The sequence below is a fragment of the Streptomyces sp. NPDC029164 genome (genome assembly GCF_055563995.1).
The window spans coordinates 76,778-102,937 of the sequence record NZ_JBVHWW010000011.1 but is presented as its reverse complement, the minus strand read 5'-3'; the positions used below and the strand labels follow the sequence as shown (position 1 = coordinate 102,937).

The 26,160-nt window shown below is 72.6% G+C and carries 30 protein-coding genes; 8 read left to right on the top strand and 22 right to left on the bottom strand.

Features of this window, described 5'->3' with window-relative positions; genetic code table 11:
- Positions 1–125: 125 nt before the first annotated feature.
- From ACZ4VT_RS13180 to ACZ4VT_RS13165, 4 genes are all read right to left on the bottom strand, one after another.
- A complete protein-coding gene (locus ACZ4VT_RS13180) occupies positions 126–428 on the bottom strand; it encodes a hypothetical protein (RefSeq protein ID WP_467949081.1) in 303 nt (100 codons plus the stop codon).
- 109 nt (positions 429–537) lie between these two features.
- Positions 538–765, bottom strand: a complete 228-nt coding sequence (locus ACZ4VT_RS13175) for a DUF3107 domain-containing protein (RefSeq protein ID WP_030709995.1) — start codon at positions 763–765, stop codon at positions 538–540.
- Between the two features lie 141 nt (positions 766–906).
- Positions 907–1,560, bottom strand: a complete 654-nt coding sequence (locus ACZ4VT_RS13170) for a TetR/AcrR family transcriptional regulator (protein WP_362797309.1) — start codon at positions 1,558–1,560, stop codon at positions 907–909.
- 149 nt (positions 1,561–1,709) lie between these two features.
- Complete coding sequence (locus ACZ4VT_RS13165; RefSeq protein WP_362797307.1) at positions 1,710–1,925, bottom strand: hypothetical protein; 216 nt, start codon at positions 1,923–1,925, stop codon at positions 1,710–1,712.
- Between the two features lie 138 nt (positions 1,926–2,063).
- Between ACZ4VT_RS13165 and ACZ4VT_RS13160 the strand changes: the two genes are divergently transcribed.
- From ACZ4VT_RS13160 to ACZ4VT_RS13130, 7 genes are all read left to right on the top strand, one after another.
- The gene (locus ACZ4VT_RS13160; protein WP_467949078.1) at positions 2,064–3,065 is read left to right on the top strand and encodes an alpha/beta fold hydrolase; all 1,002 of its coding nucleotides are present in this window, start codon (positions 2,064–2,066) and stop codon (positions 3,063–3,065) included.
- 5 nt (positions 3,066–3,070) lie between these two features.
- Positions 3,071–4,456: a DUF3152 domain-containing protein gene (locus ACZ4VT_RS13155; RefSeq protein WP_467949077.1), complete on the top strand. Its 1,386-nt coding sequence runs from the start codon at positions 3,071–3,073 to the stop codon at positions 4,454–4,456.
- 70 nt (positions 4,457–4,526) lie between these two features.
- On the top strand, positions 4,527–4,622 hold the full coding sequence (locus ACZ4VT_RS13150; protein WP_319729120.1) for an Ms4533A family Cys-rich leader peptide: 96 nt from the start codon (positions 4,527–4,529) through the stop codon (positions 4,620–4,622).
- Between the two features lie 172 nt (positions 4,623–4,794).
- The gene (locus ACZ4VT_RS13145; protein ID WP_467949213.1) at positions 4,795–6,534 is read left to right on the top strand and encodes an ABC transporter substrate-binding protein; all 1,740 of its coding nucleotides are present in this window, start codon (positions 4,795–4,797) and stop codon (positions 6,532–6,534) included.
- Positions 6,531–7,511: an ABC transporter permease gene (locus ACZ4VT_RS13140; RefSeq protein WP_467949075.1), complete on the top strand. Its 981-nt coding sequence runs from the start codon at positions 6,531–6,533 to the stop codon at positions 7,509–7,511. The genes ACZ4VT_RS13145 and ACZ4VT_RS13140 overlap by 4 nt, the downstream gene beginning before the upstream one ends.
- Positions 7,508–8,500 carry an ABC transporter permease gene (locus tag ACZ4VT_RS13135; RefSeq protein WP_467949073.1) on the top strand — a complete coding sequence of 331 codons (993 nt, stop codon included), beginning with the start codon at positions 7,508–7,510 and terminating at the stop codon, positions 8,498–8,500. Before ACZ4VT_RS13140 ends, ACZ4VT_RS13135 begins: the two co-directional genes overlap by 4 nt.
- Positions 8,497–10,140: a dipeptide ABC transporter ATP-binding protein gene (locus ACZ4VT_RS13130; RefSeq protein WP_467949071.1), complete on the top strand. Its 1,644-nt coding sequence runs from the start codon at positions 8,497–8,499 to the stop codon at positions 10,138–10,140. Before ACZ4VT_RS13135 ends, ACZ4VT_RS13130 begins: the two co-directional genes overlap by 4 nt.
- A gap of 329 nt (positions 10,141–10,469) precedes the next feature.
- Here the strand turns inward: ACZ4VT_RS13130 and ACZ4VT_RS13125 are convergent, their stop codons facing one another.
- From ACZ4VT_RS13125 to ACZ4VT_RS13060, 14 genes are all read right to left on the bottom strand, one after another.
- Positions 10,470–10,724 carry a hypothetical protein gene (locus ACZ4VT_RS13125; protein ID WP_351599075.1) on the bottom strand — a complete coding sequence of 85 codons (255 nt, stop codon included), beginning with the start codon at positions 10,722–10,724 and terminating at the stop codon, positions 10,470–10,472.
- Positions 10,721–11,023, bottom strand: a complete 303-nt coding sequence (locus ACZ4VT_RS13120) for a hypothetical protein (protein WP_467949069.1) — start codon at positions 11,021–11,023, stop codon at positions 10,721–10,723. The genes ACZ4VT_RS13125 and ACZ4VT_RS13120 overlap by 4 nt, the downstream gene beginning before the upstream one ends.
- A 71-nt stretch (positions 11,024–11,094) precedes the next feature.
- Complete coding sequence (locus ACZ4VT_RS13115; RefSeq protein ID WP_467949067.1) at positions 11,095–11,994, bottom strand: peptidoglycan-binding protein; 900 nt, start codon at positions 11,992–11,994, stop codon at positions 11,095–11,097.
- Between the two features lie 250 nt (positions 11,995–12,244).
- Positions 12,245–12,610, bottom strand: coding sequence for an ATP-binding protein (locus tag ACZ4VT_RS13110; protein WP_467949065.1), 366 nt, complete (start codon positions 12,608–12,610; stop codon positions 12,245–12,247).
- Between the two features lie 10 nt (positions 12,611–12,620).
- Positions 12,621–13,334 (bottom strand): hypothetical protein, encoded by a 714-nt coding sequence (locus ACZ4VT_RS13105; RefSeq protein WP_467949063.1) that lies wholly within the window; start codon positions 13,332–13,334, stop codon positions 12,621–12,623.
- Positions 13,334–14,446: a hypothetical protein gene (locus ACZ4VT_RS13100; RefSeq protein ID WP_467949061.1), complete on the bottom strand. Its 1,113-nt coding sequence runs from the start codon at positions 14,444–14,446 to the stop codon at positions 13,334–13,336. Before ACZ4VT_RS13100 ends, ACZ4VT_RS13105 begins: the two co-directional genes overlap by 1 nt.
- On the bottom strand, positions 14,443–15,537 hold the full coding sequence (locus tag ACZ4VT_RS13095) for a hypothetical protein (RefSeq protein WP_467949059.1): 1,095 nt from the start codon (positions 15,535–15,537) through the stop codon (positions 14,443–14,445). The genes ACZ4VT_RS13100 and ACZ4VT_RS13095 overlap by 4 nt, the downstream gene beginning before the upstream one ends.
- A 49-nt stretch (positions 15,538–15,586) precedes the next feature.
- The gene (locus ACZ4VT_RS13090; protein ID WP_467949058.1) at positions 15,587–16,771 is read right to left on the bottom strand and encodes a hypothetical protein; all 1,185 of its coding nucleotides are present in this window, start codon (positions 16,769–16,771) and stop codon (positions 15,587–15,589) included.
- 31 nt (positions 16,772–16,802) lie between these two features.
- Entirely contained in the window at positions 16,803–17,999 is a 1,197-nt protein-coding gene (locus ACZ4VT_RS13085; RefSeq protein ID WP_467949056.1) for a hypothetical protein, read from the bottom strand.
- Between the two features lie 49 nt (positions 18,000–18,048).
- Positions 18,049–18,960: a phage distal tail protein gene (locus tag ACZ4VT_RS13080; RefSeq protein ID WP_467949054.1), complete on the bottom strand. Its 912-nt coding sequence runs from the start codon at positions 18,958–18,960 to the stop codon at positions 18,049–18,051.
- Positions 18,961–19,011: 51 nt separating this feature from the next.
- Positions 19,012–20,295 carry a tape-measure protein gene (locus ACZ4VT_RS13075; protein ID WP_467949053.1) on the bottom strand — a complete coding sequence of 428 codons (1,284 nt, stop codon included), beginning with the start codon at positions 20,293–20,295 and terminating at the stop codon, positions 19,012–19,014.
- A complete protein-coding gene (locus ACZ4VT_RS13070; RefSeq protein WP_467949051.1) occupies positions 20,292–21,491 on the bottom strand; it encodes a phage tail protein in 1,200 nt (399 codons plus the stop codon). The genes ACZ4VT_RS13075 and ACZ4VT_RS13070 overlap by 4 nt, the downstream gene beginning before the upstream one ends.
- 28 nt (positions 21,492–21,519) lie before the next feature.
- Positions 21,520–22,473, bottom strand: a complete 954-nt coding sequence (locus ACZ4VT_RS13065) for a hypothetical protein (RefSeq protein WP_467949049.1) — start codon at positions 22,471–22,473, stop codon at positions 21,520–21,522.
- Positions 22,474–22,565: 92 nt separating this feature from the next.
- A complete protein-coding gene (locus ACZ4VT_RS13060; RefSeq protein WP_384347880.1) occupies positions 22,566–22,760 on the bottom strand; it encodes a hypothetical protein in 195 nt (64 codons plus the stop codon).
- A 306-nt stretch (positions 22,761–23,066) separates the two neighbouring features.
- On the opposite strand from ACZ4VT_RS13060, the gene ACZ4VT_RS13055 reads away from it, so the two are divergent.
- A complete protein-coding gene (locus ACZ4VT_RS13055; protein WP_467949048.1) occupies positions 23,067–24,011 on the top strand; it encodes a hypothetical protein in 945 nt (314 codons plus the stop codon).
- Between the two features lie 21 nt (positions 24,012–24,032).
- Here ACZ4VT_RS13055 and ACZ4VT_RS13050 read toward each other — a convergent pair whose 3' ends face one another.
- From ACZ4VT_RS13050 to ACZ4VT_RS13035, 4 genes are all read right to left on the bottom strand, one after another.
- On the bottom strand, positions 24,033–24,272 hold the full coding sequence (locus tag ACZ4VT_RS13050) for a hypothetical protein (RefSeq protein WP_467949047.1): 240 nt from the start codon (positions 24,270–24,272) through the stop codon (positions 24,033–24,035).
- Between the two features lie 188 nt (positions 24,273–24,460).
- Positions 24,461–24,751 (bottom strand): hypothetical protein, encoded by a 291-nt coding sequence (locus ACZ4VT_RS13045; RefSeq protein WP_351596947.1) that lies wholly within the window; start codon positions 24,749–24,751, stop codon positions 24,461–24,463.
- Positions 24,752–24,853: 102 nt separating this feature from the next.
- On the bottom strand, positions 24,854–25,456 hold the full coding sequence (locus ACZ4VT_RS13040) for a phage tail tube protein (RefSeq protein ID WP_362806198.1): 603 nt from the start codon (positions 25,454–25,456) through the stop codon (positions 24,854–24,856).
- Positions 25,457–25,565: 109 nt separating this feature from the next.
- A complete protein-coding gene (locus ACZ4VT_RS13035) occupies positions 25,566–25,973 on the bottom strand; it encodes a hypothetical protein (protein WP_467949045.1) in 408 nt (135 codons plus the stop codon).
- Between the last annotated feature and the right edge of the window lie 187 nt (positions 25,974–26,160).

Genomic DNA, 26,160 nt, shown 5'->3' with positions numbered 1-26,160 from the left:
TCCCCCCCCCCCCCCCCCCCCCCCCCCCCCCCCCCCCCCCCCCCCCCCCCCCCCCCCCCCCCCCCCCCCCCCCCCCCCCCCCCCCCCCCGGGGCCGACGTACGTCCGTCAGGAGACCCTCAGGGATCAGCCTTGCGACGGGAGTGAAAACGGAGTCCTGCGGGCGGGCCTGCGGGCCCCGGCGGCCGGACGGAGCAGCAGGGACAGGACCACTGCCGACACGAGCACCCCGCCGACGAAGGTCGCGGTCAGGGTGTTGTGCCCGGGGCCCAGCGCGAAGTGGGTCAGATACGCCCCGAACAACGCCCCCAGCACACCGCTGACCAGCACCACTCTCGGGGACGGCAGCCGGCGTGCGAGCACTCGGGCGGCTGTTGCGGACAGGGCGAGGCCCAGCAGAGCGGAGCCGAGCACTTCCATCAGCAGCATGAGGTCTCTCCCATACGTCAGGGCAAACCGGGTCACTGCCGTCCTACCCGAAGCGGAAGAAAGGGAAACGGCCCGGTGGAAGCAACCACCGGGCCGTTTGCGACAGTTCTCAGAGCGCGCCGAAGCCGACCTTGCGCACGCTCGGCTCACCCAGGTCGACGTACGACAGGCGGTCGGACGGCACCAGGACCTTGCGGCCCTTGTTGTCGGTGAGGCTCAGCAGCGGCTCGTTGCCGGACAGCGCCGCGGTGACGATGCTCTCCAGCTCCTCGGCGCTCAGGTCGCTCTCCAGCACGATCTCCCGGGGTGCGTGCTGCACGCCGATCTTGACCTCCACGGCTTTGTCCCTCCGACGATCCGGTTCGCGCGATCAGCCGCGCCGTACGCGGTCCACATTAGCCCGGTGAGGGGATGGGGACCGCGCGGAACGGACATGCTGGCAGCGAACAACGGCAGGTACGGGCGGGGGCCCCTCGGCTCAGCCCAGTTCGGGACTCGGCTCGGCGCCGTGCAGCGGGAAGCCCGCGATACCGCGCCAGGCGAGCGAGGTCAGCAGGCCGACCGCCGTGTCACGGGCCACCGGGCTCTCGCTGGACAGCCAGTAGCGGGCCACGACCTGCGAGACCCCGCCCAGGCCCACGGCCAGCAGCATCGACTCGTCCCGGGACAGGCCGGTGTCCTCGGCGATGACCTCGCAGATGGCCTCGGCGCACTGGAGCGAGACGCGGTCCACACGCTCGCGCACCGCCGGCTCGTTCGTCAGGTCGGACTCGAAGACCAGCCGGAAGGCGCCGCCCTCCTCCTCCACGTACGCGAAGTACGCGTCCATCGTCGCGGCCACGCGCAGCTTGTTGTCCGTCGTCGACGCGAGCGCGGTGCGCACCGCCAGCAGCAGGGCCTCGCAGTGCTGGTCCAGCAGCGCCAGGTACAGGTCGAGCTTGCCGGGAAAGTGCTGGTACAGCACCGGCTTGCTCACTCCGGCACGCTCGGCGATGTCGTCCATCGCCGCGGCGTGGTAACCCTGCGCGACGAAAACCTCCTGGGCCGCGCCCAGGAGCTGGTTGCGTCGGGCTCGGCGCGGCAGTCGCGTGCCCCGCGGACGCGCTGCCTCGGTCTGCTCGATGGCTGTCACGCCGCCTCCCACTTTCTCTAAGAACACAGTGCGCTCTGCGCCGCGCCCGCCATCGTACTTTTCGGTAACCGAATCTGGAGGGTTCAAGCCGAGTTTTCTCGCGGTACGGACGGCCCGGAGGCGCTGGTCAGCGGTCGGTCGGAGGCCGGTCAGCGGTAGTCGTCCTCGTCCAGCGGCACCACCCGCGCCTGCTCGGCAGCATCCCCGTCCGCGGCCTCGCCCACCTCCGCCCCGGTCATCGGGTCGTCCTCGTCCGGCCGCAGGTCGGCCAGCTGCTCCGCCACATCCGCCTCGGGCGCCTCGGGATCGAGGGTTTCCGGAAACTGCTCCCGGAAGGTGTCCGGCTCCGCTGGGTCGACAGTCATGCCGCTCCCCTCCCTTCCTTGCTCTCACCTATGAGCCTAGGAGGATCGCGGATGCACCGCTATGCGGATCCGGATCCGCTTGTGTCTGTGACCGCGAACACAGGAAGTGGAGCGTGATCGTCTCGTAACATTGCCCGCATGTCTTCGACCGAGCTGCCGGGCGTACGGTCCACCGCCGAGCTGTCCTCCCTGGTGGGGGCCGTCCGGGTGGCCGAGGGAGAGCAGCTGCGCACCGCCGCGCTGCCCGGGCTGGAACTGGCCGTGCGGGTGCGCCCGCCGCTGCGCGCGGGGCTGCCGCCCGCGCTGTTCGTGCACGGACTGGGCGGTTCCTCGCAGAACTGGTCGGACCTCATGGCGCAGCTGGCCGACACCGTCGACGGCGAGGCCCTGGACCTGCCCGGCTTCGGCTGGTCCCCGCCGCCCGCCGACCGCGACTACTCCGTCACCGCGTTCGCCCGCGCCGTCATCCGGCACCTCGACGCCGCCGGGCGCGGTCCGGTCCACCTGTTCGGGAACTCCCTGGGCGGCGCCGTCTCCACCCGGGTCGCGGCCGTCCGGCCCGACCTCGTGCGCACCCTCACGCTGGTCTCGCCCGCCCTGCCCGAACTGCGCGTGCAGAAGTCGGCCGTGCCGACCGCGCTGCTCGCCGTACCGGGGGTGGCGGGGCTCTTCAGCCGGTTGACGCGGGGCCTCAGCGCCGAGCAGCGCACCCGCGGGGTGACGGACCTCTGTTACGGAGACCCCTCCCGGGTGACACCCGAGGGGTTCCGCCACGCCGTGGAGGAGATGGAGCGGCGGATGGCCCTGCCGTACTTCTGGGAGGCGATGACCCGCTCCTCGCGCGGCATCGTCGACGCCTACACCCTCGGCGGCCAGCACGGACTGTGGCGCCAGGCACAGCGGGTTCTCGCGCCGTCCCTGCTGGTCTACGGTGGCCGGGACCAGCTGGTCTCGTACCGTATGGCGCACAAGGCCGCCGCGGCCTTCCGGGGTTCGCGGCTGCTGAGCCTGCCCGAGGCCGGGCACGTGGCGATGATGGAGTACCCCGAGGTGGTCGCCGCCGCCTTCCGGGAGCTGCTGCGCGACACCGGCACGGGCGAGGGCGAGACCGACCGAGATACCGAAGACGGCAGAGGCTGAGGACCGTGGGACGACATAGTCGCAAGGGCCCGAGCCCGGCACCGGCTCCTGCCCCGGCCCCCGCTCCCGTCCCGCCGCAGGCGGGGTACGAGCCGTGGCCGTACGAGGAACCGGCCGACTCGCAGTGGCCCGAACCCACCGTGAACCACCAGGGGTACGTCGCCCAGGACCCGCCGTTCGCCGGCGCGCGGGCCGGGGGCCATCCCCAGCAGTACGAGCCCGGCGGCGCCTGGGGCGCCCGCCCCGACTCCGTGTACGGGGACTGGCGCGGCGTTCCGCGCCCCCGCCGCGCCACCGGCGGTGCGGCCCCGGCGGCCCCCGCGGCGGGTGCGGCCCTCCTGGATTCCGACACCCCGGCCTTCGGCACGCCCGCGGTGGGCTTCCCGCAGGTGGTCCTGGAGCAGCCGGCCCCGGTCCCGGCCCCGGCCCCGTTCCAGGCCCCCGTGCGGGCCCCCGTGTCGGAGCCCGACCCCTTCACCTCCACGGGCTCGCACCGCCGCGTGCCCGGGCCGCGAAAACCGGTCGATCCCGTCGAGGATCCGCCCGGCTCAAGCCGCGGCCAGAAGGTCCGTACGTACACCGGCATGGCCGCCGCGGCCGTCACCACCGTCCTCGCCGTCGTCGTCGCCGGCCAGGTGATCGCGGACGGTGACGGCGCCAAGACCCCGACGGCCGCCGCCCCCGGCGAGGGCCGGTCCGACACGGCCGCCTCCCGCTCGGACGGCCGCCCCACCCCCGAGGCCCCCGCAGCGGCGCCGGCGGCGCCCTCCGCCGCACCCGCGCCGGAGCTGACGTACGAACAGCAGATGGCGCAGCAGCTGCCGATCGACGCGAAGCTCACCGGCCCCGGAACCTTCGACACCGTGCCCGGCGTGGCCAAGGCCCCCGGCAAGGGCAAGCTCGTGCGCTACCGCGTCGACGTCGAGCAGGGACTGGGCCTGGACCCGCAGCTGTTCGCCGAGGCGGTCCAGCGCACCCTCAACGACCCGCGCAGCTGGGCCCACGGGGGCGCGATGACCTTCGAGCGGGTGCCGGGCGGCGAGGCCGATTTCGTGATCACCCTGGCCAGCCCCGGGACCACCGGGGTCTGGTGCGCCAAGTCCGACCTCGACACCACCGTCGACAACGTCTCCTGCGACTCCGCGTCGACCTCCCGGGTCATGATCAACGCGTTCCGCTGGGCGCAGGGCTCCACGACCTACGGGCCGGACCAGATGTTCGCCTACCGCCAGATGCTCATCAACCACGAGGTCGGCCACCGGCTCGGACACGGGCACGTGAACTGCCAGACCCCGGGCGCGCTCGCGCCGATCATGCAGCAGCAGACGAAGTCCCTCGACATCGGCGGAATCCAGTGCAAGGCCAACCCATGGGTGCACCCCGGTAGTTGATGCCCCGGACCGCCGCCCCGGCGGGAATCCGCGTTGACAATCCGTCCGATCATCGGCGATGGTTCTCCGCATGTCGCAGCACCACACCATGACCGCGAGCGCCGCCATTGAGCTGGCGCTGCTTGGTGTGACCGCGCACAGCGTGGCCGACATCTTCTGTCGCTGACGCTCGCCTGAAGCGCCGCGACCCCTTTCCGCATTTCGCCGCGCCCGGGTGTACGCATGCCCGCAGGCGCGGCTCCTTTCTCACCGGTGACCCCTTTCCGGCGCCGATCGCTGCCCCTGGCGTGGCCTCCTCCTCCTTTTCCTCCCTCACGCCGAGAGGTCCTTCTCCGATGTTGCGTCAGTCGTCCCACATATCGCGCCGCGTGGCCGCGGTCGCCGTCAGCCTCGTACTGGCCGGGGGCGCCGCCGCCTGCGGGCCCAAGGACAGCGCGGACAAGGCCGGTTCGGGTGACAAACCGGGCGCCGCCGGGGGTGCGCCGCAGAAAGGCGGCACCCTGACCGTCCTCAACTCCGAGCCGCAGAGCGACTTTGACCCGGCCCGCCTCTACACCTCCGGCGGCGGAAACGTTCCCTCGCTGGTCTTCCGCACGCTGACCACCCGCAACCGCGAAGCCGGGGCGGCCGGCACCAAGGTCGTCCCCGACCTGGCCACCGACACCGGCAAGCCCAACGCCGACGCGACCGAGTGGACGTACACGCTCAAGGACGGGCTGAAGTACGAGGACGGCACCCCGATCACCACCGCCGACATCAAGTACGGCATCGAGCGGTCCTTCGCCGGCGAGCTCTCGGGCGGCGCCCCCTACCTGCGCGACTGGCTCGTCGGCGGAGAGGCGTACGAGGGCCCCTACAAGGACGGCGGCAAGGGCCTCGACTCGATCGTCGTGCCCGACGCGAAGACGATCGTCTTCAAACTGCGCAAGCCCGAGGGCGAGTTCCCCTTCGTCGCCACCCAGACGCAGTTCGCGCCCGTCCCCAAGGCCAAGGACACCGGGGTCACGTACGAGGAGCACCCCGTCTCCTCCGGCCCGTACAAGGTCGTCAAGAACGACAACGACGGCGAGCACCTCACCCTGGAGCGCAACGAGCACTGGGACGAGAGGACCGACGAGGAGCGCAAGGCCTACCCGGACAAGATCGACGTCCGCTCCGGGCTGGACTCCGCCGTCATCAACCAGCGCCTGTCCACCAGCTCCGGCCCCGACGCGGCGGCCATCACCACCGACACCAACCTCGGGCCCGCCGAACTCGCGCAGATCGGCAGCAACAAGGAGCTGGAGGGACGCGTCGGCACCGGCCACTTCGGCTACGTCAACTACCTCGCCTTCAACCCGAAGGCGGCCCCCTTCGACAACCCGAAGGTCCGCCAGGCCGTCTCCTACGCCATCAACCGCACCAGCGTGATCAACGCGGCCGGCGGATCCGCGCTCGCCGAGCCCGCCACCACCTTCCTGCCCGAGCGCGAGGCCTTCGGCTTCACCCCGTACGACCACTTCCCCGCGGGCAAGACCGGCGATCCGGCCAAGGCCAGGCAGCTGCTGGCGGAGGCGGGCTTCCCCGACGGCGTCACCGTCACCCTGACCCACTCCACCGCGCAGAACCGCCAGACCAGCCCCGAGGTCGCCACCGCCGTCCAGCAGTCGCTCGCCGCCGCCGGCATCACCGTCAAGCTGGAGGGACTGGAGAACAACGCCTTCAACGAGAAGCGCTGGGACGCCAAGAACACCCCCGGCTTCTTCCTCTCCCGCTGGGGCGCCGACTGGCCGTCCGGCGGCCCCTTCCTCGCCCCGATCTTCGACGGCCGGCAGATCGTGGCCAACGGCTCCAACTACAACCACGCGCAGCTCGACGACCCGGCCGTCAACGCCGAGATCGACGAGATCGCCAAGCTGACCGACCTCGCGGCGGCCGGCAAGCGCTGGGGCGCCCTCGACAAGAAGATCGGCGAGCAGGCCCTCGACGTGCCGCTCTTCCACCCGGTCTACAAGCGGCTCGTCGGCAAGGACGTCAAGAACGTCGTGATCAGCGACTGGACGGGCGTCCTCGACATCTCGCAGGTCTCCGTCAAGTGACCGTCACCGCCGAACGATCGGTGCCCGTGCCCGGGATCGTCACCCCGGGCGCGGGCACCGTCCGCCAGATCGGGCGGCGCCTGCGCCGCCCCGCGGCGCTCGCGGCCGCCGGCGTCCTCGCCCTGCTCGTCCTGGTCGCCCTCACCGCGCCCCTGCTCGCCCAGCTCACCGGCCAGGACCCGAACGCCTACCACGACGACCTCGTCGACTCCGCGCGCGGCGGCGTCCCGTACGGCTCCTTCGGCGGGATCTCCGCCGACCACTGGCTCGGCGTCGAACCGGGCACCGGCCGCGACCTGTTCACCCGGCTCGCCCACGGCGCCCGGGTCTCCCTGCTCGTCGCCCTCGGCGCCACCGCCGTACAGACCGCCGTCGGGGTGGCCGCCGGGCTCACCGCCGCCCTCGGCAACCGCTTCGTGGGACAGCTCATCGGCCGGTTCACCGACGTGATGATCGCCCTGCCCATGCTGGTGCTCGGCATCGCCCTCACCGCCGTGGTCCCGCCCGACTTCCCGCGGCCGCTGCTGCTGATCCTGATCATCGGACTGCTCGACTGGGGCGGCATCGCCCGGATGGTGCGCGCCCAGACCCTCGCCCTGCGCGGACTGGACTTCGTGGACGCCGCCCGGCTCTCCGGCAACAGCACCCTGCGGATCGCCCGCCGCGAACTGCTGCCCTCGCTGGCCGCACCCGTCATCACCTACGCCGCGATCAAGGTCCCCACCGCCATGGTGGCCGAGGCCTCGCTGTCCTTCCTCGGCGTCGGCGTGAAACCGCCCACCCCCTCCTGGGGGCAGATGCTGTCCAGCGCCCAGACCTGGTTCCGCGCCGACCCCGCCTACGTCCTGCTCCCCGCCGGGCTGCTCTTCGTCACCGTGCTCGCCTTCACCGTGCTCGGCGACGCCGTCCGCACGGCCCTCGACCCGCGCGAAGGCTCCCGCCTGCGGGTCGGCACCGGAAAGGAGCGCAAGCAGTGACCCTCTTCGTGCTCAAACGGACCGGCGGCGCACTGCTCGTGCTGCTCACCCTGTCCGTCCTCATCTACGCCCTCTTCTACCTCGCCCCCGGCGACCCCGCCCGGCTCGCCTGCGGGGAACGCTGCAACCCGGCGCAGATCGCCCAGGTGCGCGAACAGCTCGGACTCGACGAATCGGCGCTCACGCAGTACCTGCACTTCCTCCAGGGGCTGCTGGCGGGCCGCGACCACTCCGGCGGCGCCGGGCTCGTCCTGCACTGCGACGCGCCCTGCCTGGGATTCTCGTACCAGAACGACCAGCAGGTCACCGAGCTCATCCTGGAGCGGCTGCCCGCCACCCTCTCCCTCGCGCTGGGCGCGCTGGTGATCTGGCTGGTGGTCGGCGTCGGCACCGGACTGCTGTCCGCGCTGCGCCGCGGCGGCATCACCGAACGGGCCCTCACCGTCCTCACGCTCGCCGGGACCGGCACCCCCGTCTTCATCCTGGGCCTGCTCCTGCTCATGAGCGTCTGCGCCTACCTCCAGTGGCTGCCCTTCCCGACGTACGTGCCGCTGACCGAGGACCCCGAGCAGTGGGCCTGGAACCTGCTCCTGCCGTGGGTGACGCTCGGCCTCTTCGAAAGCGCCAAGTACGCCCGGCTCACGCGCAGTTCCACCCTGGAGACCCTCGCCGAGGACCACATCCGCACCTTCCGCGCCTACGGGGTGGGGGAGCGGGCCGTCGTCACCCGGCACGCGGTGCGCGGCGCCGTGGCCCCCGTGATCGCGCTCAGCGCCGTGGACTTCGGCACGATGATCGGCGGCGCCGTGCTGACCGAGTCGCTGTTCGGGATCCCCGGACTCGGCAAGACCCTCATCGACGGGGTACGGGTCGTGGACCTGCCCGTCGTGGTCGGCGTCGTCCTGGCCATCGGCACGGCCGTGGTCCTCGCCGGCGCGATCGCCGACCTGCTGTACGCCGCCGCGGACCGAAGGGTGACCCTCGCATGACGGAACCACTGGTGGAGGTCGACGGCCTCGTGGTCGACTTCCCGGTCGGCGGCGCGGGGGAGTACGTACGGGCCGTGGACGCGCTCTCCTTCACCCTGGACGCGGGACGTGCCCTCGGCATCGTCGGCGAATCCGGCAGCGGCAAGTCCACCGTGGCCGCGGCCCTGCTGGGACTGCACCGCGGTACGGGCGCACGGCTGACCGGGACCGTCCGGGTGGGCGGCACCGACGTGGCCGCGGCCCCGCCCGCCGAGCTGCGCCGGCTGCGGGGCGGGACCGCCGCCATGGTCTTCCAGGACCCGCTGAGCTCCCTCGACCCGTACTACGCCATCGGCGACCAGATCGCCGAGGTGTACCGGGTCCACGCGGACGTCTCCCGGCGGGCCGCGCGGGCGCGGGCCGTCGAGGTGCTGGACCGGGTCGGCATCCCGGACGCGGTACGCCGCTCCCGCGCGCGGCCGCACGAGTTCAGCGGCGGCATGCGGCAGCGGGCCCTCATCGCGATGGCACTGGCGTGCGCGCCGCGGCTGCTGATCGCCGACGAGCCGACCACCGCGCTGGACGTCACCGTCCAGGCGCAGATCCTGGACCTGCTGCACGGGCTGCGGGAGGAGCGGGGGCTCGGGCTGCTGCTGGTCACCCACGACGTGGGGGTGGCGGCGGAGAGCGTGGACGAGCTGCTGGTCATGCGGGGTGGTCACGCCGTGGAGCGGGGGGCGGTGGCTTCCGTGCTGGCCGCACCGGCGCAGCCGTACACGCGGGCGTTGCTGGCGGCGGTGCCGAGGCTGGACGGGCCGCGGGCCTCCCGGGCTCTGCCCGGACCCGCGCCTCAATCGCCGGCGGGGATGGATGAGCCCGTGGTCGAAGTGTTCGGGCTGCGGCGGGAGTTTGGGCGGGGGAAGCGGCGGGTCGTGGCCGTGGACGGGGTGTCGCTCGCCGTGCGGGCCGGCGAGACGCTGGGGATCGTCGGGGAGAGCGGCAGCGGCAAGAGCACGCTCGGGCGGATGCTCGTCGGACTGCTGGAGCCCGGTTCCGGGCAGGTGCGCCGGGACGGCGCCGAGGCCGTCGGGATCACGGACGGCGTGCAGATGGTGTTCCAGGACCCGGTGTCCTCCCTCAACCCGCGCCGTTCCATCGGCGAGTCCATCGCCGACCCGCTGCGCGCCGCCGGGGAGCGGGACGAGGCGGCCGTGCGGGCCCGGGTCGGGGAACTGCTGCTGCGCGTCGGGCTGGAGCCGGGGCACTACGACCGCTACCCGCACGAGTTCAGCGGCGGCCAGCGCCAGCGGGTCGGCATCGCCCGGGCCCTGGCGCCCCGCCCCCGGCTGATCGTCTGCGACGAGCCGGTCTCCGCCCTCGACGTGACCACGCAGGCGCAGGTCACCGCCCTGCTGGCGGAGCTCCAGCGGGAGCTCGGCATCGCCCTGGTCTTCATCGCGCACGACCTCGCGGTGGTCCGGCAGGTCAGTGACCGGGTGGCCGTCATGCGGGCCGGCGAGATCGTGGAGGAGGGCCCCGTGGACGAGGTCTACGACCGTCCGGCCCACGCGTACACCCGCCGCCTGCTGGCCGCGGTCCCGGCACTGGACCCCGTACTGGCCGCCGCGCGCCGCACCTCGCGCCAGGGGGCCTTCGCCTAGGTCGCATGGGTCTCAGACCGTACTTCTAGCGTGCTCGAACGCGAACCGTACGGGAAAGTTACGACTCTTCACCCCTTCCGGTGGCGGGGGGGGGGGAAAGAGGGGGGGGAGGGGGGGGGGGGGGGGGGGGGGGGTGGGGGGTGGGGGGGGGGGGGGGGGGGGGGGGGGGGGGGGGGGGGGGGGGGGGGGGAGCATCCACGATTGCGTTCTGTTCCGGTACCACGTCCCCCAGTTTCCTGCTCCCTCCTATTCGACGGCAACCCGCAGTTTGGGGTCCCCGGGGTGGGGCGCCCCGCGGGACGGCCCCCCCCGTGCCCCGGCGGGAGCGCCTACTGGCCGGTGATCTGCCAGGCCGTGACGGCGACGGCGGAGACCGCCGCGAGCGCGGTCACGCTGGCCAGGGGCCAGCGGGCGCGCTCCAGGGAGTCCAGCCGGGCCTCGTGGTCGGCGAGGCGCGCGTCCGTCTGGTCACTGCGCTGCACCAGCAGTGCGAGTGAACCGTCGACGCGGGCGAAGCCGGCCTCCATGGTGCCGCGCAGGCGCTCCAGTTCCACGGCGACGGAGAGCGGGTCGGGGTCGGTCATGCGCGGTCGTCCTCCTCGCGGTCGCCGGTGGCGGTGGCGGTGTCGTTGCGGACGGCGAGGGCGAGGAGTTCCCGGTCGGCGTCGTACGGCCATTCCGTGCGCAGCCAGCCGGGCAGCACCGCCTGGACGCCGGGTACCGCCATCACCCGGGCGAGGGCGCCGGCCGCGGCGAGGGCGCCGGCCACCCAGGGGAGGGTGGCGGGGATCCCGGACGCGTCGACGAGGGCGGGCAGCAGGACGGCTATGGCCAGGGCCGTCTGGACGACGGTGCGCGCGGTGCGCTTCGCGGCATCGGACATGGTGGGCCTTCTTTCGTGGTGCGTGTGCGTGTGTGCGTGTGTGCGCGGTGCGTGTGCGTGGGCGGGTGCGGTCAGCCGGAGTACGGGACCTTGAGGGCGTCCCAGGAGGTGCGGCCCGGCCAGCCGTCGGCGTCGGCGCGACGGAAGCCGAGCTTCTGCTGCCAGCGGGCGTACGAGCGGCGGTCGGCCTCAGACCACTGCGGGCCGGGGCCCACGGAGTAGGCCGAGCAGCCCTCGGCGACCAGACGGCGGCCCATGGCGGTGATGACCGGCGAGTCCGGGGCGGAGGTGAAGAAGCCGGCGCCGGGGAACGGCTGGTAGCCGGAGCCGCCGGTCGCCGGGGCGGGGACCGGCCGGGCGGACCCGCCCCGGCCCGCGGAGCCCGCGAGGCGGGACGCGATCCGGGCGCGCATCGACTCCATGGTGAAACCGCGGGGGTCGACCTTGGTGCCGGTCCACTCCTTGTGACCGATGACGGAGGGGGCCTGCCAGCCGTGGGCGCGGCAGAGGGCGGCGGAGGCGCGCTCGATGGCGCCGAGCTGGGCCTCCGGCCAGGGGTCGCGGCCGTCGCCCAGGTTGACGCACTCGAAGCCGTAGAAGTGGGCGTTGCCGTCGGTGTCGTTGCGGCGGGGGGCGGGGAGCGTGGTCTCGGCGGTGACGGCGTCGAGGACGTCGCCGTCGCCGAGGCCGGCGTGGTTGGTGCGGCCGTGGCCGATGAGGTGGACGACGCCGGCCTTGTCGATCACCGCGTGGCAGAGGGGGCCGGGGAGTTCGTCGTAGCCGTCGTGGCAGAGGGCGACGCTTTCGGCGCTGCCGCTGCTGACGGTGTGGTGCACGATCACGCCGTTGACCGGGCCCCAGGCGCCCTTGTGGTTGCGGTTGTGGGTGCGCCAGCCGGGGTACTCGACGACGTTCACGCCTTCGGCTTTGAGGGCGGCGAGGAGGGTGTCGGCGGTGAGGGGGGTGGCCATGGAGGCTCCTTTGGGCATGGGAAAGCCCCGGCCGCGGGTGTTTTCGCGGGCGGGGCGGGGCGGGGCGATGGGGTGGGGTGGGGGTGCGGTGCGGTGCGGTTGGGCGGGCGGGTGCGGGCCGTTGCCGGGGCCCCGCGGGCCCCGCGCCTCAAACGCCGGCGGGGCTGGATGGGGTGCGGCGGGGCTGGACTGGGTGCGGTAAGGCTGGAGGGCGGGGCGCAGGCGGAAGACCTGGGCTTCGCCCAGGGCCTCAAGCCGGCGTGGGGCCGAACTTGCTGCAGAGGGTGGCGTACGCGGCGGCTCGGGCGTCGAAGTCCGTCAGGGCGGCGGCCACCGCTGTGGGGATGGCCGTGGGGTCGGGGAGGACCGGGCCGGTGGGCGAGGGGTCCAGGACCACCTGGCCGAAGCCGCGGAGCTGGGCGCCGAGGTCGCCGTTCTCCGTGAACTGGGCGGTCACGTACACGGCCGGGTAGCCCGAGACCGGGTCCGGTTCCAGGCTGCCGCCGAGGCCGGCGTCGTAGACGCGGACCAGGACGGTGTGGCCGCCCTCGGTGACGGTGGCGCGGCCCGCGTAGTCGATGGCGATGCCCCAGGGCTGGGTCGGGTCGGTGTTCATGGGAGTCTCCTCAGCTTTGGGTGCCGTACATCATCAGAGGCTGGGCGTAGACGAGCCCGGTGCCGCCGGTGACCATGGCCTGGATCTCGACCTTGAGCAGGCTGCCGAAACGGGCCCCGAAGTCCTCGGTGACCAGCGCCGTGCGGTCGAAGGCGGCCGGTGTGGTGACGGGGTCGCCCCACTGGGTGCCGTCGACGAGGACCCGGACCTGACCGGTGACGCCCGCAGCGGCCGCGGTGAGGAAGTGCAGCCGCATCCGGGGCTGCCAGACCGGGTTGAACGAGCGGGCGACGGTGGTCCAGCCGGTCGCGTTGGTCTGCGGCCAGCGGGTGGTGCTGGTGTCCTGCGGGGGCAGCATGGCCAGCCAGGGGCGGGCCAGGCCACCGGTGACCACGTCGTCCGAGAGGATCTCGTCGTTGTGGGCGTCGAACACGCGCAGCGCCTGGTCGTAGGTGCCGCCGACGACGTTGCGGACGCTCAGGACGGTCTTGCCGCTCTGCCGTTTGATCTCCATGCCGTACTCGGTCGGGGACCAGGCACCGACGCCGAGGATCTTGGTGCCGGCGGGCTCCACCACGGACAGCGAGCCGCCGTCGGCGATCCGGACCTCGCCACCGGAGACGGTGTTCAGCGCCGGGCGCGTGTTGACGGCGGTGGACAGCTGCTGGATCCGGCGCTCCATCGCGGTCAGCCGGTCGATGATGTCCTCGGGCAGCTGGGGCATCAGACCTCCTCAAGGTAGAGCTCGGCGGTGTCCGGACGGCCCCGCTCGGGCGGGCTGACCTTGGCGCCGATGATCCGGTAGCGGGCGTCGAGGCCCTGCGGGAACCACTCGTCGGTGATGCGGATGCGGGCGGTGCGGCCCAGCAGGGTCGGGGGCACGACCCCGCCCAGCCGGATGGTGATCGCGGGGATGACCACGGCGCCGCGGGCCTGGGCCAGCTCGGCGGTGGCGAGCGAGTCCAGGGCGGCCTTGTCGGAGACCTCGTTGTGGTCCGAGGACAGGTCGATGCGCGGCCAGCCGCCGTCGATCAGGTCCTGGGCGACCCGCTCCTCCGAGGCCAGCGGCCGCGACTCCTCCGCCTGGTTGGTGTTGACGGAGGCGCCGCGGGCCCGGGCCGTGGTGCCGCCGCGCGTGGCGTCGCGGGGGAAGGAGTACGCGAGGATCGTGCCGGGCCGGTCCAGTACGAGATCGGTGACGCCCGTGTGGATGCGCGGGCTGCCGAGCCGCAGCTGGCGGGTCCGGGAGCCGGTGACCGGGTCGCGGAAGACGGAGATGTAGTGCTCGAAGCCGTTCTCCGCCGCGGCCAGCGACTCGATCGCCTCGGAGTAGAGGGTCTCGTCGCCGTCCCGCCAGGACGCCGTGCGCAGCCGGGCGGGGGTGGACGTCTCCGTGCCGTAGGTGATGCCGATGCGGCCGCCCGGCGCGGACTGGAGCTTCTCCCACAGGTCGCGTACGAGCTGTAGCTGCTCGGTGCCGGGCGCCGGGCGGGAGATGGTCTCGCGGATCCGGCGCCTGGCCGCGTACGAGTCGAAGGTCGCGGCCTGGATGGAGAGGGTGACCACGCCCCGCTCGGTGCTCTGCAGGGTGCTGGTCCAGATGATCCCGCCCCACCACAGGTCGCCGCCGCGCTCCAGGTAGACCGCGGTGCGGCCTTCCTCGATCCGTGCGACGCGGGCGGCGATGGCGGAGTCCGGCACGGGGATGGTGCCGGACAGGGCGCCCGGCTTGCCGATGAAGTCGTCGATGGAGACGTCCCGCAGGGGCAGGATGTCGATGGTCCGGTCGGTGCGCAGATCGCAGAAGATCGCGCGGTAGGGGGTGTCGGTGGTCACTGGGCCGCCTCGTACGTGGCCGTGCCGAAGATGGTGTGGCCCGCGACCCAGGTCCAGGGGGTGAGGGCGTCGACGAGGCCGGCGTAGAGGATCGAGTCGCCGCTGGGCTGGCCCGAGCTGATCTCCAGCTCGAAGAAGTCGGGCGAGGTGAGGCGTACGCGGGCCACGGCGCGCTCGCGGGTCGTCGCGGTGAGATCGGCGAAGCCGATGCACTTGAAGGCCGAGGCCGCCTTGACCGGGAGGCTGAAGCGCCAGTTGTCGGTGGTGGCCGGGTTCGTGCCGCCGCTGCTGGTGGTGCCGAAGGTGATGGCGAAGTTGAGGTGCACGGTCGGGCCGTTGCGGATGTAGCGGCATTCGACGACGGCGTTGCCGAAGGACGGTGTGGCCAGGCCGGTGGCCGTGGTCCACGCCGGGGTCCAGTTCTGCCAGACCGGCTGCGGCGGGTACGCCTGCCACGCGGTGCCGTCCCAGCGCTGGAGCCCGTTGCCGAAGTCGCGGTACTGGCCCGGGTAGGCGCCGATCGCGGTGTCGGTGGTGACGGGAACGATGCCGCCGATGGCGACGGTGGCCGTGCGCAGGCCGGTCAGGGCGGTGTTCCAGTTGATGCCGCCCGTGCCCGCGCTGGTGCCGGCCGGGACGGCGACCGTGTAGAGCGGGAGGGAGAGCTGCGGCGTCGCCGGGGGGACCGGGGCCGCCGACGGGGCGCCTTGGATGACCTCGACGGAGGCGTCGGTGCGGCCGGTGGCGTCGTACTCGTCGTCGCGGACGCGTATGACGATCAGGTCGATCCGTCCGTACTGGGCGTGCCCGTCGGCGAACGTCAGGGCGGCGGTCTGGGTGAGCGCGACCGGGTAGGCGCCCTGGGAGTCGGTGCCCTGGATGACGGCCCGGCCCGGGTACACGGTCGCGCCCATCGCGGTGGAGCCGGTCACGGTGAAACCGGAGATCCGCCACTTGCCGTCGGTGGAGCCGGGCAGGACACCCGAGCGGGTGGCGACCGGGGAGGTGGGGGTGAGGGCGCCGAGCGAGGCGACGCGGGTGTCGGAGCGGGTCTGGCCGGTGACCGGGAGCCAGGCGGATCGGATGTTCACGGACTTCTCCTCGTGAGGTGCTCGGAAGGGGGAGGGGCGCGACCGGACCTCAGAACAAGTGGTCGATGCGGAGGAAGATGTTGTCGAAGTAGGTCGTCACCCCCGCGGTGCTGGTGCGGTGCATCACCGTCACCGTGTACGGCGCGTCGCCGTTCAGCGGGCCGAGCCGGAGCATGGTCGACACCGAGGAGGCGCGGTCGCCGTGGTGCAGGGCGGAGCGTTCGTCGTCCGGTTCCCAGACGACCGTGGCGCCCTGGGTGATGCGCACGCTGGTGTAGCCGTACGCGTTGTTGTTCGCGACGTTGGTCGTACGGGCGCCGAAGTGCAGCAGGACCTGTCCCGAGGTCGGGGCGTTGAAGGTGGTCTTCACGGCGGTGACCGCGGTGCCCTGCAGGGTCTCGGTGTAGGTGGTCGAGGTGGTGGAGCCCGCGTCGAGGCTCTGCACGAACACCGGGGCCGGGAAGGCGGGCAGCCAGGCGGTGCCGTTCCAGCGCTGGAGCACCCGCTGCGGGGTGTCGCGGTACTGGCCCACGTAACTGGCGGTCGTCAGCGTGCCCTTGGGGGCGATGCCGCCCAGCGCGGACGGGTACGAGACCCAGGCGCTGCCGTCCCAGCGCTGGAGCGCGCCGCCCGAGTCCTGGTACTGGCCGGGGTAGGCGCCGGGGGCGATCTCGCCCATGACCGGCAGGATCCCGCCCAGGGCCACGGTGGCGACGCGGAGGTCGGTGAGGGCGTTGCTCCAGTTGATGCCGCCCTTGCCCGCGCTGGTGCCGGCCGGGACGGCGACGTGGTAGAGCGGGAGGGAGAGCAGCGGGGGCGCCGGGGCGACCGGGGTGGTGGCCGGGGTGCCCTGGATGACCTCGGCCGTGGCCTGCCACTTGTTCGACGAGTCGTAGGAGCCGTCGTAGATGCGCAGGCAGACCAGGTCGATGCGGCCGGCCTGGGCGTCGCCGTCGGCGAAGGTGAGGACGGTATCCTCGATCATGGCCACCGGGTAGACACCCTGCGGGTGCAGGCCCTGGATGGCGGCCCGGCCGTTGTAGAGGGTGGCGGCCATGGCGGACTTGCCCTCCAGCCAGAAGCCGGAGACCCGGTGCTGGCCGCTGTACGAGCCCGGCAGGATGCCCGAGCGGGCCCGGATCGGGTCGATCGGGGTGGTGGCCCCGATCTGGGTGAGGCGGGTGTCCTCGCGGGTCTGGCCGGTCTGGGCCACCCAGCTGGCACGCACGTTCATCGATTGACTCCGTTTCCGGTAGGGGTGAAGGTCAGGACCTGATCCACTCGGCGGCGAGCGAGCAGGCGTAGCCCGAGCCGCCGAGGGTGCGGACGGCGGCGCCGCTGTTCTGGTGGGCGTGCAGCTGGAGGGTCTGGCCGGCGGTCAGCTTGACCAGGGCCTGGCCGCCGACGGAGGTGGCGCCGGGGCCGGCGCCGACGAGCCAGGTGGCGCGCGGGAGTCCGGAGCCGCCCACCATCAGGCGGGCGCCGCGGGAGCCGGTGGTCGAGTCGGCGCTGAAGACGACCTGCCCGGACACCCGCCACCAGCCGGTGCGCGGCACGGTGTAGGTGTCGCTGCCGTTCCAGCCGGTCAGGTCGTCCACGTCGACGCTCTGCAGGGTGATCGCGTACCAGCCGCTCGACGAGGACGAGGGGATGGACTGCAGGGCGGTCTGCGAGGCGCTGAAGAGGACCGCGGTGCGGCCCTCCGCGTACTGCCAGACCGTGCCGTCCCAGCGCTGGAGCACGCCGCCGGCGCCGTCCCGGTACTGGCCGGTGTAGGTGCCCGCGGTCAGCTTGCCCGCCGGGGCGATGCCGCCGACGTCCGGCGGGTACGACACCCAGGTGGTGCCGTCCCAGCGCTGGAACTTGCCGCCCGCGTCGCGGTACTGGCCGACGTACGCGCCCTTGTACCCGTCGCTCGGGACGATCCCGCCGAGGGCGACCGTCGCGTACCGCAGGTTCGTGACGGCCTCGGCCCAGCTGATGCCGCCGTTGCCCGCCGAGGCACCGGCCTTGACCCGGATCGAGTACAGCGGGACGGCCGAGCCGGAGGGGGTGGCCGGGGCCACGGGGACCGCCGCCGGGGTGCCCTTGACCAGCCGGACCAGGGCCTCCGTCTTGCCGCTGCCGTCGTACGCGTCGTCCAGTACGACCAGTTCGATCAGGTCGATCCGGTCCAGCTGGGGATCGCCGTCCGCCAGGGTCAGGTTCTCGGACACGGTGACGGCCACCAGGTAGGCGCCGGGGCTGGTGTTGCCCTGGATGACGGCGCGTCCGGTGCCGATGGAGCACTGCATGGCGGAGACGGGGGTGAGGAGCAGGCCGCCGGGGATGATGCCGCCCCGGGACTTGAGGGGGATGTTGGCGTCGCTCTGCCCGTTGGGGGTGAGCAGGGCCGACAGCGTGATGCGGGTGTCCTCGCGGGTCTGGCCGGTGGGGGTGAGCCAGGCTGCCCGGACGGTCATGATCGGTTCCTTTCGGGAAGGCGGACGAAGGCAGCGGGCCCGGGCCCGGTTACCACTCCGCGCTGCGCCAGCGGACGGACATCTCCGCGCCCGCCTCCGCGCTGTCCGGGCGGAACGACAGCTCGGCGACGCCCGGCCCGAAGGCGAACAGCTCCTCGGGGCTGCTGTCCGCGGTGGCCGTGTGGCGGCGGGACGCGGTGCCGTTGAGGGTGACCGTGCCGGCCGCCGTGTCGACCACCAGCTCGTCACCGGCCGTCAGGTCGATGGCGTAGCGCAGGCGGCGGCGGGTGGTCCGCTCGGTCACCGACGGGGTGCCGCACGGGCCGCGGAAGGTGATCACCGGGTGGGTGGGGGCGGAGCCGGTGTTCTCGGCCCCGGCGTCGCCGGTCTTGGCGGCCCGGCCCCAGTCGAGCGGCCACACCAGCGGCCAGGTCAGGCCGCTTTCCGGCTCCGGGGCCGCGACGATGGCGCTCTGCTCGCCGGTCAGGTACCGGCGCGGATCCGTGGCGGTCCACTGGACGGAGGCCTTGGCCGCGCCCTGGGTGGCGTACACCCGGTCCGCGGGCAGTACCCGCTGGGTGATCCGGGCGCGTACGGCGAGGACCTCGCCGTGCAGCCGTACGGCCAGCCAGCGCTCCTCGTCGCCCAGGGTCATCGCCTGGCGCAGGAGGCGGACGGTGGCCAGCGAGGCGCCGCGCTCGGGCAGCATCCACACGGTGCCGCCGACCTTGCGGGGCTTGGCGTAGCGGGCGCCGGGCCAGGAGCCGTGCCCGGTGGGGCGTTCGGCGTCGGAGCTGTCGAACTCGGGCAGGTCCTCCCAGCCGGTCAGTCCCGCCTTGTCGACGGTGAACGGGGTGCCGGGCCCCATGAGCAGTCCGGCCCACTGCATCTGCCCGTCCTGGGTGATGAGTGAGCCGGGTGCGTGGTCGGCGGTGTAGGTGGTCGTGGTGGTCTCGGCCATGGCGGGCCGTCACCTCGCTCTCAGGGATGGGGGGTGCTGGACACCCCCGTGTCATGCGTGGGCGGCGGCGAGGAAGAGCAGGTCCTCGGCGGTCGATCGGGGGCCCGCGCCGGCCGGCTCCCGGTACTCCCGTATGCGGTGGGGGCCCTTGTTCAGGGACTGCGGGGCGGCGGGTGCGACGCGGCGGTGGTCGAGGTCGGAGACCGGGTTGATCCGCGGGGCCGAGCCCATGGACATCGGCCAGACGACGCCGCCCTCCGCGAGCATCGGGATCTTGTCGAGATCGACGCCGAACTTCTTGCCGAGGATCTCGAAGCTGAGGTCCTCCAGGCCGTCGATGATCCAGTTGGCGAAGGCGATCATGCCGTTGAACGGGCCGGTGACCACGGCGAGCACGGCTTGCAGGCCGGTGGTGACGAAACGGCCGATGCCGCCGAGGGAACCGGCGAGGGAAGAGCTCACCCGGGCGAAGGCGCCGGGGAGGGTGCCGGTCAGGAAGGTGATCACCGGGCGGATCGGGGCCATGATCGCGTTGAAGGCGCCGGAGGCGATCCCGCGCAGCGCGCCGGTGGCCGAGCGGGCGGAACCGCCGGTCTGGGAGAAGCCGTTGACGGCCCCGCGCAGACCTCCGACCACCGACGAGACGACCGTGAAGTACCCCTTGAAGTACGTGGTCACGATCGTGGCGACGGTGGCCAGCACCGGGATGAGGAACTTCAGGTAGCCCTCGAACACCTGGAGGACGACGGTGAAGGTCTGCTCGATGAGGCGCTGTCCGGTCTCGGAGTTCAGGGCGAGCTCGATGAGCCAGGCGCCGAGCGGGATCAGGATGCCGAGCACGAAGCCGAGCGGGTTGGCCCGCATGGCGACGTTCACGGCGGTCATGACGACCGAGCCCACGGTCATGGCGATGCCGAAGGCGCTCATGAGCGTGGAGACGATCCCGATGGCCGGCAACAGGCCGCCGATGACGGCCAGGACGCCGCCGGTCTTCCCGCCCAGCCTCCGCAGCGAGGCCACGACCCCGCGGGCCCCGGAGTCCACCCGCTTGGTGCCGGTGGACGCCCGGGTCGCGGACCGGGTGAGCTTGGCCGCCGACGTGGCGGCCGTACCGGCCTGGGTCTTCAGACCGGCCAGCACCCGGCCGGCCTGGTCGGCCGCCGGCGCGAGCGATGCCGTGTCGGTGGCGGCCTTCCCGACCGCCGAGCCGGCCTGCTTCAGCGACGAGGTGACCTCGCGGGCGTTGCGCGTGGCCGCGCCGGCCTGGGTACGGACGTTGCCCATCGACCGCGTGAGGCGGGCGAAGGGGTTCACCACGACGACGGCCGCACTCATCCGCGCGCCTTCGCCAGGTACATCAGCGCGTCGGCGGTGCGCTGCGGGTCGGTGTTCTGGGCGGCGTAATAGTGCTCGATGTGCAGGGCGGAGCCCTCGCCGGAGCCCGGGGCGGCGGAGGCCATCCGGGCGCGAGCGGCCGTACGGGCGAGCAGGCGGTCGAGCTTGGACAGCGGCAGGACGGCCTCGGCCTCACCGGCCTCGGCGAGGATCGCCGGGACACCGCCGCTGCGCGGCATGACCACACCGCCGGTGGCGAGCATGGGGATGGTGGGCAGGCTGACGCCGAAGCTCTTGCCGCCGACGAAGGGGACCCAGCCGGGGACGCTGACGCGGATCCGGTTGATCCGGCCGATCATCGAGTTGATCAGGCCGATGACGGAGTTGATGGGGGACCGGACCGCTCCGAGGATGGCCCCGAACGCGCCGGAGGCGATGCCCTTGAGCCCGTTCCAGGCGCTGGACATCGCGTTCTTGACGGAGTTGAAGGCGTTCGGGATGGCCGACTTGATCCAGTTGACCACCGGCATGATGACGGCCTTGATGCCGTTCCACACGCTGCTGATGACCGAGCGGACGGCGTTCATGACGGTGCTGATGACCGAGCGGATGCCGTTGAAGGCGGACTGCACGGCACTGCCGATGGCACGCACGATCGGCATGACGGCGCTCTTGACGCTGTTCCACACCGACTTGATGAGGTTGCCGGCGCTGCGGATGATCGGGCCGATGGCCTTGATGACCGTGGAGATCACGGTCCGGATGGCGTTGAACGCGGTCCGGATCACGGTCTGCATGGTCTTCGAGCGCATCGCCATTTCGACGATCTTCTCGATGAGCGGCATGAACAGTTCGAGCAGGCGGGCGAGGAAGTTGCCCCGCATGGACTTGTTGAGCTTGTCCTGGCCCGAGGCGGCGCGGTCGGCGCCGGTCTTGAACCTGCCCAGCTGGGTGCCGGCGCGCTGACCGGTCTGCCCGGCCTTGGACATGGACCGTTCGGCCTGGTCGGCGGCGGTCTTGAGGCTCTTGAGCTGGCCGGTGGAGCCCTGGGCGGACGTACGGAGCGTTCTGAGCTGGCCGGAAGCACTCCTGCCGGCGTCGCCGACCCGCTTGACGGGGGCCGCGGCGCCGGATGCCTGCGTCTTGAGATGGCGCAGGGCGTCCGAGGCCTTCTTCGTGGAACTGGCGAGGGTCATGGCTCACCTCCTTTCGGTGGGACGGGGATCAGCCGAGGGCGGCGGCGGTGGTCTGGGCCGACGAGATGACACCCCGCAGCGCGGGGCCCAGGGGGGTGAGGGCGCCGGTGAGGCTGCGGGTGGCGCTGGTGAGGGTGCGGGCGGCCCGGGCGCTCGACCTCATGTCGGCCGACTTGGGGATGTCGGAGGGCTTGAGGTCCCTGAGGATGATCTTGAGGCGCAGGAAGGCGGAGGTCGCGTCCCTGACCATCTGGACGTTCAGCGCGCGGATGGCCGTGTCGAGCTTCCCGATCGCGGTGGCGGTCCTCGTCAGCGCCGCGTGGTCCCGGGGGAGCTTCTTGGGGTCGAAGTTCCTGAGGGCGGACTTGAGGCTCTTGATGGCGTCGGCTGCCTCGGTGACCGCGGTGTTGTCCTGGGCTGCCACGGCGTTGTTGAGCTTGCCCACGGCCGTCGCCCGGGCGGTCAGCTCCTTGGCCCGGGGGAGCCGCCTGACCTGGTCGGCGTAGGTGCGCAGGAGCGGGTTCGTCGCTTCGAGCTTCGCGCGCAGCTCCTCCACCTGGGCCGCGGTCAGCCCTCCGCCCCCGCCGGCCCCGCCGGTGAAGAAGGTCGGGAGCTTGGTGGTGATCCAGGCGCCGAGGCGCAGCAGGAGGGCGCCGGCGGCCAGGGTGACGAAGATTCCGGCGGCGGCCGTGAGGGCGTACGCCCACCAGGCCTCGTTGTTCTCGAAGAAGGGGCTCTTCTTCAGCGCGGCGGCGAGGGTGTCCAGACGCAACTGCTGCAGCAACTCGACCGCGAGGGGGTTCACGACCTCCTGATGGATGTCCTTGATGTCCTTGATGACGGGCGCGAACTGATCCGTCAGGGCCTTCTCGGTGACCAGGTGGCTCGGAGCGCCGTGCATGGCGTACTCCTTGAACGGAGCCACCAGGTCCTTCACTGCCTTGATGTCCGCCTGGAGTTCTTGTGTGGTGGGGTCTGGCATGGGTGTCTCCGCTTCCGGCCGTCACGGCCAAACGCCGAAAACCCCCGCCGCGTGGAACATCGGCAGGGGCTCGGTCGTACGAAGGGCAGGAGCTAGTGCGCGGGGCGCCGCGACTCGGCGAGGGCGTCGTTCCAGCCGGCCGCGTACGCGCGGGTCTCGCGGCTGGTGATCTCGGCGTAGAGGGAGCCGAGCAGGGCCCTCTTGTCGAGGGGGGCGGGTGCGTCCAGGAGCTGGCTGAGGCGGTCGTGGAGAGTGATCTGCGGTGAGCCCTCGGCCTGCTGGGTCATGAACGCCTGCCTTCCAGTTGCTTGCCCTTGCTGTGTGGTGGCGCCGCGGATCAGGAGCGGGGGCACCGATGGTTGTCGAACGAGTGTGCGAACAGAGTCTGGAACATCTGTTCGGCGTTTGTCGAGCTGGAAAGCCACGTCGGCGAGTCCCGGGACCTGCCGGAGTCCGTCACCTGGGACGGGTCGGCGCCGGAACGGGGTGTTTCCGGACCACCGGGTACGCTGGATCACTGTTCCCCCGCCCGGGACAACGCGGATCGCGCGGGGCGTGAGGGGAGCCCGGGGGCGGGAAGGCAGTGCTGACGCATGGACAGGGAAGCGGGCGCCAGAAGGCGTGACCATGCCATCGACTGGCTCGAAATGGCCCCTGACCTGCCCCATCTGTTCGCCAGGCTGTCCGAACTCGTTCACGCGGCGGGCTACGCTCCCGAGGATCTCGTGCTGATTCCGAGGTCCGAGATCGACCGCCGCGAGACGGCCGCCTTCACCGCCGGATGGGCCGAGGCGATGTCCGAGGAACTGCCCCGGATCCGGCGCGAGTACGAGAAGCGGGTCGCCGACGCCTATGCCGCCGGCGGCGGTGGCCGCGGCGCCGACCCGGCCGCCCGGCGCACGTCCGGCGAGGGCCGGGGCGCCAAGGTGATCCGGCTGCCGTTCGCCACGCTGCTCGAACCCTCGCCCCTGGTCGTGGAGACCGAGGACCGGATGCGCCGGGCCCAGGAGATCCTGGACCGGCGGACCGAGCCCGTCCACGGGCAGGCCGCGGACGCGGACCCGGAGACGGACCCGGCGGCCGGGCAGCCGCGCCCGCACGAAGGCGAGCCCGAGGACCCGCGGCAAGCGCAGCCGGCGCAGGAGCCACGGGAGCCACAGGCACCGCAGGAACCGGCGGGCCCGGGAGGGTCCGCGGAACCCGCCCCGCCGCCGCCCGCCCGGCCCCTTGCGCGCGAGCGGCGCGCGGCTCCGGCCGGCCGGAAGGTCGTACGCCGCAACGGCCGGCCCATCGTGCCGCCGCTCGGCTCCATCCCCGTACAGCCCCGCCCGCAGGGAACCCCCGTCGAGCTTCCGGCGGACGGGCCGGGAGCGGCGGGCGAGCCGGGCGAGCCGGATGAACAGGGCACACAGGGCACACAGGGCACACAGGGCGCACAGGGAGCGCCCAGCCTGGCCGACCGCGCCCGCGCCCTGGCACAGGACATGGAGACCCGGGTCGGCGCGGGCCGGCCCGAGTCCCCCCAGAACGGCCGCTGACCGGGCCGCCGGCCCGCTCCTTCAGCCGAAGAAGCGGACCAGCGTCTCGGCGGAGACGGCCTCGGCCGGGCCCTGGCCGGAGGCCGGACCCGACTGCGGGTCCGACTCCGCGTCGGCGCTTCCGTACGGCTTGCCGTCCGGCCGGGGCACCGGCTCCGGAGCCTCCGGCGGATCGTCGTCCTCCGCCGCGTTGACGCAGGCGAACATCCAGTTGGCGGCCGCCAGGTGATCCACGGTCGCCGCCAGCAGATGGTCGGTCACCGACCAGTCGGCGGCCTCGCCGAACAGCTCCCTGTTGACGGAACTGTCCCGCGGCAGGTGCTTGAGCAGGACCTGGAGGCGCCGCGAGGAGAGCTCCCCGCGGTGCCAGTCCAGGAGGTCCTTGCCGTAATAGCGGAGCAGATCCGCTTCGAGGGCCTCGGCGTGTTCGTCGACGAACTCGACGAGGCTCAGCCTTCCCCCAGGCCGAGCCCCGTCTCCTTGCCGTACGCCTCGAGGATCGCGGCGATGTCCTGCATCGTGATGTCGTGCTGCTCGAAGCGCTCGAACTGCTGCTCGCCCAGGAGGAGCCGCAGCAGACCGTCCACGTCGTTGTCGTCGAGCTTGCGCAGCCCCTTGGCCGCGGCCCGGCTGAGCTCGGTGGGAAGGGTGTACGTCTCCTCGTCCAGCTGGAAGGACCAGGAGCGGCCGAGGGCCTCCTGGCGCTGGGCGCGGGCCGCGTTGACGTCGAAGCCTGCCATGGTGATGGGTCTCCTCTGGGTGAAGGGAAGTCGAGGGAAGTCGTGCGGGAGGGGGCGGGGCGGGGCGGCGCGAGGGCCGTCCCGCCCCTGTCACGGGCTGGATCAGCCGGCGGCGTACGCGCCGTCCTTCATGACGAAGCTCGCCAGCGGCTTGTCGTCGCCCGCCGCGAGGGCGGTGAAGGTGATGCCCAGGGTGGAGGCCGACTTGCGGGCCAGCTTGATGTCGTCGGAGGCGGTGACCTGGCCGCGCGGGATGTAGAAGCGGTAGGTCACGACCGAGCCGTCACTGGCCTTGGTGTCGGTGAACTCCAGGCCGAGGGCGCGGGTGTCCGACTTCGGCGAGTCCGCGATGTCGTAGCGGTAGATGCCGTTGGAGGGGGTGGCCTCGTCGGCCACCGCGCCGCCGCCCATGAAGAACGGCAGCGTCAGCTCGTTGAACTGGAGCAGCGCGAACTTCAGGCTCAGGTCCCGGTCGGAGTAGGTGAAGTGGACCGGGCTGACGGCCTGCCACGAGTCGACCGGCTCCAGCTTGTCCTTCTTGGAGAAGGTGACGCCGTCGGACGTGGTGAAGCCGAGGTCCTTCCAGTTGGCGCCCCAGTCGGTGTCCGGCTTGCCGGTGAAGGCGGTCGGCAGCGCCGTACCGGCGGCGGCGACGAAGAGGCGGCCGCTGCCGGCTACGCGGATCTCGGACGAGTTTCCTGCCATGGTGATGCATCTCCTTATATAGGGGTCCGCCGCACCGGACCGCGGGCGTGTCCGGGTCCGGGTACGGCAAAGGCCCCGCCGGACGGCAGGGCCTTGGTCTGTGGGGGCGTCAGAGGACGCTGAGGGACACCTTGATCACGCAGACGTAGCGGTTCGCGCCGCGGTACAGGTAGTCCGGGAGCCAGCGGGGGCCGTCCTGCTCCTCGACGTCCGTGAAGGTGTTCGAGCCGATGGTCTTGCCGAGGGTGGCGAGCAGGGCGCGCCGGGCGGCGTTGGCCAGGGTGTGGGCGGCGGCCTTGTTCGGGCCGTACACCTCCAGCTCGATCAGCGGCTGGTCGACGTGCAGGTCGCCGGTCCAGGCGCCGCCCCGGCGGTTGACCAGGACGGCCCGCTGCGTGCCGTCGAACCCGGCGGGCGGGTCGACGGCGACGGCCGCGGTGGACAGGGCGGAGTCGGCCTTGAGGACGTCGACGACCAGGGCCTCGACGTCGGGGAAGGCACTCGGGGGAGTGGTCACGACGGTTCACCTCAGCTGGTGGGTGGCGGGATGCCGGGCGGCGCCCGAAGGGGGGCGGGGGCGGGCGCCGCCCGGCGGGGGGAGCGGCCGGCCGCCGCCCGTCCTGCGGGCGCAGCTCTGCCGCTGCACCAACTGTGACACGTTGCGTGCGCGCGCGCAACAAGTTCGTGCGGTCCCTTTCCCCGGG

What these genes read in the sequence shown, in the direction of transcription:
- ACZ4VT_RS13130 (WP_467949071.1), top strand. Translation starts at nt 8,497, where the DNA reads ATGACGGAACCACTGGTGGAGGTCGACGGCCTCGTGGTCGACTTCCCG.
- ACZ4VT_RS13085 (WP_467949056.1), bottom strand. Translation starts at nt 17,999, where the DNA reads ATGACCGTCCGGGCAGCCTGGCTCACCCCCACCGGCCAGACCCGCGAG.
- ACZ4VT_RS13090 (WP_467949058.1), bottom strand. Translation starts at nt 16,771, where the DNA reads ATGAACGTGCGTGCCAGCTGGGTGGCCCAGACCGGCCAGACCCGCGAG.
- ACZ4VT_RS13055 (WP_467949048.1), top strand. Translation starts at nt 23,067, where the DNA reads ATGGACAGGGAAGCGGGCGCCAGAAGGCGTGACCATGCCATCGACTGG.
- ACZ4VT_RS13040 (WP_362806198.1), bottom strand. Translation starts at nt 25,456, where the DNA reads ATGGCAGGAAACTCGTCCGAGATCCGCGTAGCCGGCAGCGGCCGCCTC.
- ACZ4VT_RS13150 (WP_319729120.1), top strand. Translation starts at nt 4,527, where the DNA reads ATGTCGCAGCACCACACCATGACCGCGAGCGCCGCCATTGAGCTGGCG.
- ACZ4VT_RS13180 (WP_467949081.1), bottom strand. Translation starts at nt 428, where the DNA reads ATGCTGCTGATGGAAGTGCTCGGCTCCGCTCTGCTGGGCCTCGCCCTG.
- ACZ4VT_RS13165 (WP_362797307.1), bottom strand. Translation starts at nt 1,925, where the DNA reads ATGACTGTCGACCCAGCGGAGCCGGACACCTTCCGGGAGCAGTTTCCG.
- ACZ4VT_RS13105 (WP_467949063.1), bottom strand. Translation starts at nt 13,334, where the DNA reads ATGCCCCAGCTGCCCGAGGACATCATCGACCGGCTGACCGCGATGGAG.
- ACZ4VT_RS13120 (WP_467949069.1), bottom strand. Translation starts at nt 11,023, where the DNA reads ATGTCCGATGCCGCGAAGCGCACCGCGCGCACCGTCGTCCAGACGGCC.
- ACZ4VT_RS13080 (WP_467949054.1), bottom strand. Translation starts at nt 18,960, where the DNA reads ATGGCCGAGACCACCACGACCACCTACACCGCCGACCACGCACCCGGC.
- ACZ4VT_RS13125 (WP_351599075.1), bottom strand. Translation starts at nt 10,724, where the DNA reads ATGACCGACCCCGACCCGCTCTCCGTCGCCGTGGAACTGGAGCGCCTG.
- ACZ4VT_RS13045 (WP_351596947.1), bottom strand. Translation starts at nt 24,751, where the DNA reads ATGGCAGGCTTCGACGTCAACGCGGCCCGCGCCCAGCGCCAGGAGGCC.
- ACZ4VT_RS13075 (WP_467949053.1), bottom strand. Translation starts at nt 20,295, where the DNA reads ATGAGTGCGGCCGTCGTCGTGGTGAACCCCTTCGCCCGCCTCACGCGG.
- ACZ4VT_RS13060 (WP_384347880.1), bottom strand. Translation starts at nt 22,760, where the DNA reads ATGACCCAGCAGGCCGAGGGCTCACCGCAGATCACTCTCCACGACCGC.
- ACZ4VT_RS13115 (WP_467949067.1), bottom strand. Translation starts at nt 11,994, where the DNA reads ATGGCCACCCCCCTCACCGCCGACACCCTCCTCGCCGCCCTCAAAGCC.
- ACZ4VT_RS13110 (WP_467949065.1), bottom strand. Translation starts at nt 12,610, where the DNA reads ATGAACACCGACCCGACCCAGCCCTGGGGCATCGCCATCGACTACGCG.
- ACZ4VT_RS13160 (WP_467949078.1), top strand. Translation starts at nt 2,064, where the DNA reads ATGTCTTCGACCGAGCTGCCGGGCGTACGGTCCACCGCCGAGCTGTCC.
- ACZ4VT_RS13065 (WP_467949049.1), bottom strand. Translation starts at nt 22,473, where the DNA reads ATGCCAGACCCCACCACACAAGAACTCCAGGCGGACATCAAGGCAGTG.
- ACZ4VT_RS13070 (WP_467949051.1), bottom strand. Translation starts at nt 21,491, where the DNA reads ATGACCCTCGCCAGTTCCACGAAGAAGGCCTCGGACGCCCTGCGCCAT.